General features: G+C 70.3%; 13 protein-coding genes. 11 read left to right on the forward strand and 2 right to left on the reverse strand.

Annotated elements, in window-relative coordinates; all coding sequences use genetic code 11:
- The 11 genes from AC08OO_RS19275 to AC08OO_RS19325 form a co-directional block, all read left to right on the forward strand.
- Positions 1-870: aldehyde dehydrogenase family protein (locus AC08OO_RS19275; protein ID WP_476618848.1), on the forward strand; the 870-nt coding region annotated here is incomplete at its 5' end.
- Positions 871-1,096: 226 nt separating this feature from the next.
- Positions 1,097-1,225, forward strand: coding sequence for a hypothetical protein (locus AC08OO_RS19280; protein ID WP_255353868.1), 129 nt, complete (start codon positions 1,097-1,099; stop codon positions 1,223-1,225).
- Positions 1,226-1,303: 78 nt separating this feature from the next.
- A complete protein-coding gene (locus AC08OO_RS19285) occupies positions 1,304-1,882 on the forward strand; it encodes a DUF5134 domain-containing protein (RefSeq protein ID WP_476609986.1) in 579 nt (192 codons plus the stop codon).
- Positions 1,883-1,982: 100 nt separating this feature from the next.
- Positions 1,983-2,675, forward strand: a complete 693-nt coding sequence (locus AC08OO_RS19290; RefSeq protein ID WP_476609987.1) for an AIM24 family protein — start codon at positions 1,983-1,985, stop codon at positions 2,673-2,675.
- Between the two features lie 373 nt (positions 2,676-3,048).
- Positions 3,049-3,528 (forward strand): bacterioferritin, encoded by a 480-nt coding sequence (gene bfr, locus AC08OO_RS19295; RefSeq protein WP_011437205.1) that lies wholly within the window; start codon positions 3,049-3,051, stop codon positions 3,526-3,528.
- 400 nt (positions 3,529-3,928) lie between these two features.
- Positions 3,929-4,540 carry a superoxide dismutase gene (locus tag AC08OO_RS19300; RefSeq protein WP_011437204.1) on the forward strand — a complete coding sequence of 204 codons (612 nt, stop codon included), beginning with the start codon at positions 3,929-3,931 and terminating at the stop codon, positions 4,538-4,540.
- 819 nt (positions 4,541-5,359) lie between these two features.
- On the forward strand, positions 5,360-6,121 hold the full coding sequence (locus AC08OO_RS19305) for an alpha/beta hydrolase (protein WP_476618849.1): 762 nt from the start codon (positions 5,360-5,362) through the stop codon (positions 6,119-6,121).
- 110 nt (positions 6,122-6,231) lie between these two features.
- Entirely contained in the window at positions 6,232-6,537 is a 306-nt protein-coding gene (locus AC08OO_RS19310) for a hypothetical protein (protein ID WP_476607354.1), read from the forward strand.
- 12 nt (positions 6,538-6,549) lie between these two features.
- Positions 6,550-6,720: a hypothetical protein gene (locus AC08OO_RS19315; RefSeq protein ID WP_476607353.1), complete on the forward strand. Its 171-nt coding sequence runs from the start codon at positions 6,550-6,552 to the stop codon at positions 6,718-6,720.
- Between the two features lie 39 nt (positions 6,721-6,759).
- The gene (locus AC08OO_RS19320) at positions 6,760-8,412 is read left to right on the forward strand and encodes a hypothetical protein (RefSeq protein WP_476609991.1); all 1,653 of its coding nucleotides are present in this window, start codon (positions 6,760-6,762) and stop codon (positions 8,410-8,412) included.
- Positions 8,413-8,744: 332 nt separating this feature from the next.
- Positions 8,745-9,545, forward strand: a complete 801-nt coding sequence (locus AC08OO_RS19325; RefSeq protein ID WP_476607351.1) for a glutamate ABC transporter substrate-binding protein — start codon at positions 8,745-8,747, stop codon at positions 9,543-9,545.
- A gap of 116 nt (positions 9,546-9,661) precedes the next feature.
- Here the strand turns inward: AC08OO_RS19325 and AC08OO_RS19330 are convergent, their stop codons facing one another.
- Complete coding sequence (locus tag AC08OO_RS19330) at positions 9,662-10,003, reverse strand: hypothetical protein (protein ID WP_476609992.1); 342 nt, start codon at positions 10,001-10,003, stop codon at positions 9,662-9,664.
- Between the two features lie 167 nt (positions 10,004-10,170).
- Positions 10,171-12,233: serine/threonine-protein kinase (locus AC08OO_RS19335; RefSeq protein WP_476618850.1), on the reverse strand; the 2,063-nt coding region annotated here is incomplete at its 5' end.

A 12,233-nucleotide genomic window follows, 5' to 3' on the forward strand; every position in this document is an offset into this window, starting at 1 on the left:
CGTGGCAAGGACTTTGTGGTGGCGCATCCCTCGGCCGACGTCGACGTGCTGCGTACCGCGCTGCTGCGGGGGGCCTTCGAGTACAGCGGCCAGAAATGCTCGGCGGCCTCCCGGGCGTACCTGCCCGCAAGCCTGTGGCGGCGCCTGGACGCCGAACTCGCCGCCGCGACCGAGGCACTGTCGGTGGGGGACGTCAGCGACTTCGACCATTTCACCGGTGCGGTCATTGACGCGCGCGCCTACGATCGCCTGGCCGCCGCGTGCACCCGCGCTGCCAGCGATTCGACCGTCACCGTTCTCGCCGGGGCACAGTGCGACGACGCTGTCGGCTGGTTCGTCCGGCCGACGGTGCTGCTCGGTACCGATCCTGGGCGGGAGTGGTTCACCCGCGAGCTGTTCGGCCCGATTCTGTCGGTTCACGTCTACGACGACAACCGGCCAGGTGCCTGGGACGACGTGCTGACACTGATCGATCGGACCTCGTCCTACGCGCTCACCGGTGCCGTCGTCGCGACCGACCGCTCGGCGATCGCCCGCGCCGAACACGTGCTGCGCTTCGCGGCAGGCAACTTCTACGTCAATGACAAGCCGACCGGGGCCGTGGTCGGCCGGCAGCCGTTCGGCGGCGCTCGCCGTTCCGGTACCAACGACAAGGCCGGTTCCGCGCAGAACCTGCTGCGCTGGGTCAGTCCACGGGTGATCAAGGAGAATCTCGCTCCGCCTGCCGACCACGTGTATCCCCACATGGGGCCCGGGGCCTTTGGCACGACCGGCGGTGGCGCGTCCGGCGGCCGTGCGTCCGGCGGTGGCGTGGGTGGGCTGCCGGACGACTCCGCCGGGGGTCCCCCGGCCCCTGACCGCGCGCCCTGACCGGGCCCCCTGACTGCGCCCCGTGTCCGTGCCCCCGGAATCCGGTAAACGCGCAGACGTTTCCCTGAGAGGATCTTAGACTGATATTCCTGATTGGTCCGCTACCCCGGGAGGCGACATGTCCGGATCTACTCATGGGCGTCACATTTTGACCTTCTGTGGAAAATGCAACTGTGGTTGCCCGGAGCTCTTCGTCGACCACGAAGCTCCGGCGGAGCGGCGCATCGTGCTGACCGACGACTTCGGCCAGCGGATCCAGATGAGCGTCGAACAGCTCCAGGCCATCATCGACGAGGCCCGTGCCGGCAGCATCACCGCCCTGGTCGATGCCGAACTCGCCCTGGGCGTGAGCTGACGTGCGGCATGCCGTAACTGGACGGGAGCCCGCGGATCGGGGTGTCACCGGGTGGGGTCGGCGGGGACCGTCGGATCGGTGACACACCACCACCCGGCAGCGGCGCACGCACTGGCCCCACCGCAGGCGGTGGCCGTCGTTGCCGCGGCCGCCTGCGCGTTGCTGGCGATGTTCCACGCCGGACGTCTTGCCGGCGCGCTTGCGCGAGCCCGGCGGAGGGCCGTGTACCCACCGGTCGAGATCGGGCACACGGTGGTGGCCGCGGGAATGGTCGTCATGTTCGTCGGCCCACGCTGGATGACGTCGTCGGTGGTGTTCGCCGTCGCCTGTCTGGCGCTGGCCGGCGTCTTCTTCCTCCTTGTCCTGACGGACCCGACCTGCGAGCCGTCGCGGTGGTCCTGTTGCTCGATGCTCGTCATCGAGGGGTTGGCGATGGCGTGCATGGCCCGGGCGGGCAGGTGGCCGGTCGATGATTCGACCGGTCTGACGAATCTGACCGACTGGTTCGCGGTGATCTTCGCTGCGGCGGTGGTGGCTGCTGTCGGTGGCCCGCTGGTCCGCAGGGTCAGGCCGGGCTGGGTGACCCACCCGCCGCCGGCGACATCGCCCGCGTCCCGGCTGGTCATGGCCAGCGCGATGCTGCTGATGCTGCTCTGACGGACGGGTGCCGGTCCTGACGGGCGGCTGCCGGTCTACCCGCCTTATTCCCGTCGGTATTCCTACCGGTGTGGCCCGAACGGGTATGGATGGGCGTTGAATGGAGGCCATGAGCCAGCCACTCGCCACCTTCGCGGGGGGCCCCGCCGCGGGCCCCCCGTTCGCCCTGGAAGAGGGCGATCGCATGCTGCGGGTACGCCTCGACGGCGGCGAGATGTACGCCAAGCAGGGATCCATGGTGGCCTATCGCGGCCGCGTCGACTTCGCCTACAAGGGCCAGGGAGCCGGTGGATTCCTGCGGCGGGCGGTGACTGGTGAGGGCCAGGACCTGATGAGGGTCGCCGGCCACGGAACCGTCTGGTTCGCCGAGTCCGGGAGCCACATCTCGGTCTTCACGCTCGACAACGACAGCCTGACGGTCAACGGCCGCAGCCTGCTCGCGCTGGAGTCCGGCATCCGCTACAAGGTCACCACGACGTCCGGCGGCATCGGAGCCATGATCGCCGGTGGGATCTTCAACACCGAGGTTTCCGGCAGCGGCGGCGTCGCCGTGCTGTGCCTGGGCACTCCCCTGGTGTTGTCGACGGACGAGCCGGTCTGCGTCGACCGGGATGCCGCGGTCGCCTGGACGGCGGGCGTGCGTACCCGGGTGGTCTCCTCGTTCAAGATAGGCAACCTCGTGGGGCGTAGCTCGGGGGAGCTCGCGCAGATCGAGTACTCCGGTCGGGGGGGATTCGTCGTCGTCCAATGTGGTGAGACGCCGGCCGCCGGGACCGGCACCGACCGGCACTGAACCGACTGCCGGCAGGGGCTCGCCTGGTCGGCGCGAAGTCGCCGCGGGGGAATGACGCCATGGTTATGACGGTTCGTCGCACGCTGCCCGCACGCTTCCTCTGTGCGGGATTTCTATCCTACAGTAAAACTTGCCTGCGCTTACGTTCATGCGGATGTGAGGGGTCCGGGTTCAGGTTCGCTGCGAAATCCGTATCCGTGTGGTGTGCTGTCCGCTGGAGGTTCCGCCCGTCGGTTCGCGCGGACCGTCGCAGGTCATCGCCGCTGGTTGAGGCGCCACGACGGGTCGATCAAGCGGCGCGGGACGGGGCACTCCCTCGGTGTGATGACGAACGACGTCCGGCCGGCGATGCCCGACGGGAGGTGGAGGTTATATGGTGACGCGTGGTGACGCGGAAATCATCGAACTTCTGAACAGCGTGCTGACGAACGAGCTCACGACCGTCAACCAGTATTTTCTGCACAGTCGTATGCAACGTAACTGGGGATATCGACGGATCGCCGAGCACTATTATCACGAGTCAATCGACGAGATGAAGCACGCGGATCAGCTCATCGAGCGGGTGCTGTATCTCGGCGGTCTGCCGAACTTGCAGCGTCTGCACACGCTGCGTATCGGGGAGACGGTGCCCGAGCAGCTCGAGGTGGACCGGTCCGGGGAGTTCGAGGCGGTTGACCTGCTGCGCCGGGGGGTCGCGCTCTGCCGGGAGCGGGGCGACGTCGGATCGGCCGTGCTCCTCGAGCGGATCCTCGTCTCCGAGGAGGAGCACATCGACTGGCTCGACGCCCAGCTGGAGCTGATCTCCCAGCTTGGTGCGGCCCATTACCTCGCCCAACAGATCCATGAGGAGTAGCGGAAGGTAGTGGATGGTGGCGATGAATGGCGGAGTAATCCCGTTTTCGTTTCTTCGTCGTTACGCACTGTTGTTGGCGATGTGAGTGGGCCGATCCTTTGAGTGTCATGGTGTCGGGTCTCGCCATGCAGGACCCATCCGACTGGCGATAGTGTCCAGTCGGGGGGATCGCGCGGAGGATCGCGGAGGATCGCAGCAGCGAAGCCGACCGTCCACAGGGTGCCGTTGAGGCGGTGCCGCGGGAGAGGGGAGGGGAGAGCCGATGAGCATCGCCAGGTTCTGTCCGCCTCCTCCGCCCCGGGTGGCCGCCGGCTCCACCGCACCGCCCATCTGACCTCCGAGAGCTCCACGCGGGGACTCCTCGGATGAATTCCTTATGAATGGAAAGGATCGTGCGCTAGTGGCGACGTACACGCTGCCGGACCTGAACTACGACTACGGTGCTCTGGAACCGTCCATTATCGGGCAGATAGTCGAACTGCACCACGACAAGCACCACGCGACCTACGTCAAGGGTGCCAACGACACTCTTGAGAAGATCGCCGAGGCGCGCGACAAGGGCGACTTCGGTGCCATCGTGGGCCTGGAGAAGACGCTCGCCTTCAACCTTTCCGGGCATATTCTCCACTCGATCTACTGGGAGAACCTCTCGCCGGACGGCGGGGACAAGCCGGACGGTGCGCTCGGTGAGGCCATCGCCGCCGACTTCGGTTCCTTCGACGCCTTCAAGGCGCAACTGAACGCGGTGACCACCACGGTGCAGGGCTCCGGGTGGGGCGTCCTGGCCTACGACGCCACCGCGCAACGTCTGCTCATCGAGCAGGTGTACGACCACCAGGGCAACGTCGGCGTGGGCAACACCCCGCTGCTCGTGTTCGACGCCTGGGAGCATGCCTGGTACCTGCAGTACAAGAACGTCAAGGTCGACTACGTGGCGGCCCTGTGGAACGTCGTCAACTGGGCCGACGTGGCCGCCCGTTTCGTGAAGGCCAAGGGCGCGGCGGCGGCCTGACCGTGCGGGCTGGTTCTCCGACGCACAGGACCGTGCTCGGAGAGCCGAGATAGTTGATCATCAAACGTGCGCGAAAAATGTGTACGGATCATGGCAAGGGCAGCGCCTCCGGCGGTGCCCTTGTCGTCGTTTTCCGGTGTTTCGGGGCGGGGGCCACGAGGTCCGGTCACCGGCTTCGCGGCCGGCTTCCCAGCTGACCTTGCCGCCGGTCCGGCCGACCGAACACCTTTCGGTCGACGTCACGTCAGCGTCGGGTCGGCGTGTCGTGGAGTGATGTACGACACACCGTGAACGGCTTGACGGCTTCCCTTCCCGCTACGCAGGGTAGTATGCATGTTCGTGGACGTGCTCCGGCCCGATCGACGCCAGTCCGAGATCCTCCCGTCGCCGTCGTCCTGGCGACGTTGTCGCTGATCTGCCGGCGGCCCCGAGCCTGCCGGCGGCCCCGAGCCGAGCGATCCGTCCCGGCCGCGGGCGGCCAGCGGTCCGGCATCCTCCGCAGCCCGATGAGCTCCTGACGTTCGCCGGCAGGCGACGTGCGGCAGCCGCGTGTTCCTCTGGTCGCCGGGCTGTCGGACCGATCATCGGCGGGCCGGACACCTTCCCTCTCCCAGTCCTCAAGCCCTCTCCCAGTCCTCAAGCCCTCCCCGAGTCCTCAAGCCCTCCCCGAGTCTCCGAGGCGAGATCAACGACTGATGTCGCCTCGACGCCGCGCACGCGGCACGTCCGGCCCGTCTGCCGCGACGATCCGTTTCGTCCGAAGGAGATCTGGCGCCGATGCCGTCGCCGACCACTCAGTTGTCCGTCGATGATCCACGGATGGCCTCGCCCACCTCGTCCGCGGCGGGCAGGCAGTCCCGCGCCCGCACCATCGTCGGTCCGCAGCGGGGCAACTCCGTCGTGCCGACCGCAGGCAGGCCGGCCGCGACACCCATCGCACCCATCGTCTCTCCGGCGTCGATCGTCTCTCCGGCGTCCACCGCCGTCCCGGCCGCGACCCCGGTTCCGTCGACGCGTCGGCTCCCGGCAGCCTCTCCCGCCTCCGGAGGGGCATCCGGGGAATACGTGCGTGCCGTGGTCGCGGTGCTGCTCGGGCGCGGTGAGCAGGCCGGCCCGTTCCACCTTCTCGCCGATCGGCTCGCGCTGGACGGCTACCTGGTGACCGTCGTTCCCGACGGTGGCCGCCGGGTGCCCGCGGTGGCCGAGAACCGGGTGCCGGGCGTCCCGTTCGTCCTCCTCGGTTCCGACACAGGGGCCCTCGCGGCGCTGGCGATGGCCGCCTCCCCCGCGGTACGTCCCGACGGTGTGATCCTGGTCGGCCTGCCGCTCCTGCAGGTTCCCGTCGCGGGGGTGGCCATCGAGGAACCGTTGCCGCGTGCCCTGCCCGACCTCCCGATCCTGCTCATCCACGGTGCGCAGGACGAGGTCAGCCCGCTACCCCTGATCCGGATGACGACGCGCACCGCGTCCCGGGCGGAGCTCGTGGTCGTCCCGGGCGGCCACGACGTGCTGACGGGTCCGGGGCGTCGCAGCGTCGCCGCGCGGGCCCTGCTCTTCCTGGAGTCCCTCCGCGAGGCCTGATCCCGGCGGGTCTGCCGGCCCGGGGAGGGCAGCGGGTCGTGATTGCCGCCGCCCGCATACTCGGCATGACCGTTCGGCCCACTCGGTAAGGGCCGAACGACCAGCCGGGCGTGACATCCGGCGGATCGGCTGGTCCGTCCCGGCAGGGCACTGTTGACGGCACCGCCGCCGGACCCCTGCGGGTCCTGAAGATGCCCAAACCCGTCGTGGTCGGATCCGTGGACCTGCGACGGCGACAGGCACGGGAAGACGCCTGCCAGACCGAGGCGGCCCTCAACCGGCGGCTGGCGCCGGACGTGTACCTCGCCGTCGCGGGCGTCCGCGACGAGGCCGGCCTCCTGCGCGATCATATGGTCGTCATGCGTCGGCTGCCCGTCGCGCGCCGACTGACGACGCTGGTCGAGCGGGGCGGGTGAGTTGATCCACAGTTGCGTGACCTCGCGCGCCGACTCGCGGCGTTCCACGAGAGCTGCGAGACCCCGGCCCGGATCGGTGCGGCGGGCAGCCTGGCGGCTATGCAGGCTCGCTGGCTGGACCTGCTGCGCGCCGAGGAATGTTCCCGCCGGTTCCGGCGATACGAGCCCCTCGTCGTTGCTTAGAGTAATCGGATCGGGGTAAAGCGCGTACGCTTAGTTGCCGTGACGGCTGTAACGTCGCTGCCGCCCACGCAGAGTGGGGGAGCCTCCCCGGCCGGTCGCCGAGCGACCGTGCGTCGTCGCCGTGGCGGTGGGGAGCCCGGTGGCCCGGGCGGCCCGCGAGCGCGGTGGGGCACGCGGCTCGCGCGGGCCGTGCTGGGCATCGCGGCGCGATGCGACGCGGGTGTCCGGCTCGTCGGGCTGCTGGCGTTTCTCGTGGTCGCGCTCGCGCTGTTCGGGTTGACGCTGCACGGAGTGGTCACTCATCGGCTGGACGCGACCGACGGCCTGGTGAGCCGGCACGGCCGAGCGCTCGCCACGGCTCAGGAGCTGCGGGCCGCCCTCTCCCAGGCGGATGCCGCCGCGGCGGCGGAGGTCTTCGCGCCCGTCGAGCTTCTCGTCGGCAGGGGAGAGCCCGCCGCCGAGCTGCGGCAGCGCTATGACCGGATCAAGAACGGTGGGCTGTTCGAGGCGAGTGTCGCCGATGCCGCCCGTGACGTCCTGGACCTGCGCCGGCTCGACCCGGCCCTGTGCGCCGCGGACCCGCCCTGGTCCGACCCCGTGGCGCCGCCACCCGGACCCGACGGCGCGGGGACTCGGCCGTCGTCCGGGCGGATCGCCTCGTCGTGCCCCCTGGACGTGCTTGCTGGCGGCATTCCCGTCTACAACGGGATGGTCGAACGGGCCCGGGCGAACAACCGGGCGGGGCTGTCCGTCGGCGAGGCCAACCTGCGGGCCGCCTCGACGATGATGCGCACGGAGATCCTTCCGGCGACCGAGGTGCTCGTCGCCCGGTACGCCGACGCGGTGGACACCGCCTACCAGCAGGCCACCGGTTCACGGGGTGAATGGGCGATCGTGAGCACGGCCGCCCTCGCGATCATCGCGCTCGTCGGCGTCCAGCTGCTTCTGGTCCGACGCACGAACCGACTGGTCAACCCGGGCCTGCTACTCGGCACCGGGTGCATCCTGGCCACGGTCACCTGGACCGCGGTCGCCTTCGGGACCCAGCAGACCCGTCTTGACACCGCGCAGGACTCCGGGTATCGACCGATGATCCTGCTCGCCCGATCGAAGACCCTGGCTCTGGAGGCACGGGTCGATGAGAACCTCTCGCTGACAGCGCTCGGCAACGGCACCCGTTTCGACGAGCACTTCGCCTGGGTGACCCGAGGCCTCGGCTTCGACGTGACCGGTGACCGCCTACCGCCCGAACCGGTCACCCGTCGTGGTTCGCTCGTCGTCGCCCTCGACGCGCGCGGGGGAGCCGGGATACCGGCGGGACTCGAGAGCGATCTGCGCTCCTGGCTGCGTATCCGGGCCTCGGTGGTGGCTCTGCTGGCCTCGTCACCGGACTCGGTCGTCGCGGCCGCGCGAGGACCGGGAGACGCCGGCTCCTCCGTCGGGGATCCGCGTTCCTCCGACACGTTCGGACAGGCGGTGACCCGGACCCTCGGGCCGGGCACGACGGCGTTCACCAGCTTCCTCGGCAAGCTCGACGTCACGATCGACGCGGCCCGGGGCAGGTTCGAAGGAGATGTCCGCCGGGCCGCCGCGGCGTTGCGCGATCTCGAGCTGGCCGGCCCGGCACTCGTCCTCACCGCGATCGTCGCGGCCGCGGCGGGGATGTGGCCCCGGCTCCGGGAGTACCTGTGAGCCCGCCCGGTCGGACCGGGCGCCGGACCGGGCGGACCACCCGTCGGCACCCTTCCATCCCGACGGGGGCAGTGGGCCCGGTGCTCGGGGGGATCCTCGTCGGCTGCATGGTCCTCGTGGGCGGTACGGGCTGCAGCACCGCCCGTAGCCCCCTTCCGCTGGAGGCCGCCCCGATGCCGCCATCACCGGTGCCGGACGCCGAGCCCACGCAGGCGTCGGCGGGATCGGCCAACCCGGATGGAACCTGTCGCCGAGATGGCAGACCGCTCCGGTCGAGCGGACCACCCCTCACCCCGATGCCTCCCCCCGGCCGGATGCCGGTGGGCAGCCGCATGCGCGCGATCGCGCGGGACCGCGGCTACCTGCGCGTGGGCATCGCCACCGACGCGCCCCCGGCCGGGTTGATGAACTGGCGTACCCTGCGACTGGAGGGGTTCGACGTCGGCATAGCCCGCGCGGTCGCCGCGGCCATCTTCGGCGCCGAGCGGGTCGACGATCATGTCCAGTTCCGTGCCGTCACCACCTCCGAGCGGGAGGACCTGCTCCGTTCCGGCATGGTCGACATGCTCGTGGCCACCATGACCATCACCTGCGAGCGCAAGCGGCAGGTCCGGTTCTCCGACGTGTACTACGAGTCGACCCTGCGGTTGCTGGTTCGGGAGAACGCCGGATTCCGCGGTATCGCCGATCTCGTCGGACGGCCGGTCTGCTCGTCGGCGGGGAGCACGTCCAGCGAGAAGCTGGCGCAGCTGCCGGCGCCGGGACCCCGACCGGTGACCCGGGCCCGCCTCGCGGACTGCCTGGTCGCGCTCCAGCACGGTGACGTCGACGCGATCGTCGGCGACGATGTCCTCCTCGCCGGACTGGCCGCCCAGGACCCCTACACGACGGTGCTCGGGCCGAGCGCCTTCGGCGCGGACCTCGAAGCCGGCGGCCGGCTCGACGAGCCCTACGGTATCGCCATGCCGATCACCGGGGACACGGCGGGAGACGACGAGTTCGTCGCGTTCGTCAACGGCGTGCTTCGCGAGATCATGCTCGACGGAACCTGGTCCCGCCTGTATGAGGAGTGGCTGCGACCGGGCCTACGCGTACCCGGCCGCCCCCCGCTGCTCGACGGTGGCCGTCCCTGACCGGGCCGTGAACTGGCGGGCCGGGCGAGCCACGAGATCGAAACCGGTGATTCATGATGAATGACGCGCACCCGAGCCCTGGCACCCGAGCCCTGGTACCCGAGCCCCGATGGTTGTCACAGTTCGGACGGTAGACCGACAAGCCGTGCGCTGGCGTCCCAGAGCTGGTGGCAGCGCGCGACGTCGGTGGTGTGCGATGCGGTTATGACCGTCTCGTGCCGGACGAAGAAACGCCCGCTGACACCATTGATTTCGGGACTGGTCGCGAGCCATGCCGGTGTATCGGTACCGACGTCGGGGCCAGGCCTGAACGGATCGAGCATCGCGCTGAACACCCGCAGTGCGCCGCGGGAATCTCGGCCGAGTCCGTCTTGCTGATAATGCCCGGATGAGCGCCGTTTACCGTGATGCGGGAGCCGGTGAGCCGCCGACCACGACGAAGCGCGCTGGCCGGTCACTCATGGGGCCGATCAGCGAGCGCAGCAGCAGGTACGGCGCGAGATGGTTGGTGGCCAGGGTTCGCTGGATACCTTCGGAGGTGATATCGCCGAGCTCCGCAGCTCTCAGTGCCTGTGAGCAAGGAAGTTACGGCTGCAAGGAAGCTGACTGGGTAAGGAAGCCACCGTCAGAGCAGCGTGCGGGGCCGGATGCGGTTCGCCTGGTCGACGAGGCGGACCCGGCTCGCCCGGTCACCGGCCAACCGGGCCATCTCTCGGTAGGTCTCGGCCAGCCCGAAGCGGAGGTCCCGTTCCACCATGACCCGACTGAGCAGGGTCGGTGGCCGGGGCGCATCCGCGGCCGGGTAGGCGGCCGGGTAGGTCATGACGAGGGCCAAGGCGGCGGTGAACAGGTCACGGTGCAGTTCGGCCCGGCGTCGTTCGCCCAGGTCGAGCCTTGGATCGGCCAGTATCGTCGCCGCCCGATGCAGGGCCGCCGATCCCGAGGCCGCGCGGTCTGGTCGGGCGGCCAGGCCGACGAGCACCCCGATCATGCGGATCCGCGACGCGGTGTAGGCGGCGGACGACGGAGGGACCCGTAGATAAGCGTCGATCTTGTCGGTCGGATCGGTCCGGCATCGGGCCAGCCCGAACGCCGCGCTGGTCGTGCTCGGATCGATGGTGGAGACGACGTCGAACAGGGCCGCGGCCCGGTGCCGGGCCGCGTCACGTTCAGGCGCGGTGTCCGCGGTGGTCGCCACGTCCGCGAGTGCGGTCGCGAGGGCGAGGCGCGGAGCGAGCTCCCCAGGGACCCGGGAGTAGACCCGGTCGAACGCCGCGGCGGCCACGGCCGGTTGTCGTCCGACGAGGGCATGTAGGCCCCGGTACCAGTCGACCCGCCATTCCCGCGGCTGCTCCACGGCCGCGTCGTCCAGGGTGCCCGCCGCCTCATGGAGCTGCCCGGCCCGGATCTGGGCGCGGGCCAGGGACAGCCGCACCTCGGTGGTCCTCGGGACGATCGCCGCCAGCCGGGTGGCCAGGGAGGCTGGTTCCTCGTCCGAACCGGCGGTCAGTCCGGGCGCCCATGGATCGTCCTGGTCGATCCGCAGATCGGGGAGGACCTCCCACCATGCGGGGGCCCCGGCGGGCCCCGCCTCCCCGGTGGGGTGCCCGACGGCGTCGAACCACCGGCTGGCCAACGGGGGGACCGGCCCCTCCGTTCTGGCCACGATCTCGTAGAGCACCCCCACCAGTTCGTCGGCGAGCTCCGTGGTGCTCTGGAAGCGCTGGTCGGGATCGGTCGCGGTGGCCCGGCGCAGGAGCCGGTCCAGGGATTCGAAGTCCCGCAACGGGGCATGGGCCCGGCGCGGCGGCAGGGCGTGCCGGTAGGCGCCGAGGAAGCCCGGGAACCGGCCGAGGACGAGACGGGCCAGGGTCCGGGCGACGGCGAAGATGTCGGTGGTGACCGTGGGCGCGGTGCGCGCGATGCCCGCCGGGCGTTCCCCGTCGTCGTCGAGTTCGGGGGCCCGGTAGCCGGGCGTGGACAGGTATCCCGACACGCGGTCGTCGAGCCGGCGCGCCCCGCCGAGGTCGATCAGTTTGACGTCCTCGGCGGTGACCATCACGTTTTCCGGTTTCAGGTCGCAGTAGACCAGCCCGAGGCGATGCAGATGCCCGAGGGCCGGAAGCACCCGCAGCAGGTAGCGGATCATGTCGGCGGCTGACGGCGGAGCCGACCGCCCGTCCGGTCCCGCCACCCCGACCTCGGCCAGGCCGGCCAGGGACACCCCCGGCACGTACTCCATGACGATGTAGTCCTCGCCATGGTGGGTGACATAGTCGAGGATCTTGACGATGCCCGGATGGGACACCGTGGTCAGAATGCGCCGCTCTCCCTCGGCGATCCGACGCGCCTCCGGGTTCGCCGCGTCGAGCAGGCCCTTGAGCACCACCCAGGCCTGCACGTCGTCGCCGCCGAGGTTGTCGTCGGTCGCGGCATACACCCAGCCGAGCCCACCGTGCGCGATGACGCCGTGCACGGTGTAGCGGCCGACCCGTTCGCCCGGTCGCAGCTTGACGGTGAACGAGTAGCGGTGGCCGCATCCCGCGCAGCTGCCTTCCAGGGCGACGCTCTCGTCCTGCTCGTCGTGGCCCGGCCGGGCCACGGGCGCGCCGCACCCGGCGCACTCCCGAAGGCCCGTGGGAACGCTGGGCGCATCCAGGAGGGGCGGGGTCGACCCGGGGGGCGGGC

This window comes from Frankia sp. CeCAU1, assembly GCF_977971845.1.

Bases quoted from the DNA above. Each gene is read 5' to 3' on its own strand.
- AC08OO_RS19290 (WP_476609987.1), top strand. From the start codon at position 1,983: ATGGAGGCCATGAGCCAGCCACTCGCCACCTTCGCGGGGGGCCCCGCC.
- bfr (WP_011437205.1), top strand. From the start codon at position 3,049: ATGGTGACGCGTGGTGACGCGGAAATCATCGAACTTCTGAACAGCGTG.
- AC08OO_RS19305 (WP_476618849.1), top strand. From the start codon at position 5,360: ATGGCCTCGCCCACCTCGTCCGCGGCGGGCAGGCAGTCCCGCGCCCGC.
- AC08OO_RS19325 (WP_476607351.1), top strand. From the start codon at position 8,745: ATGCGCGCGATCGCGCGGGACCGCGGCTACCTGCGCGTGGGCATCGCC.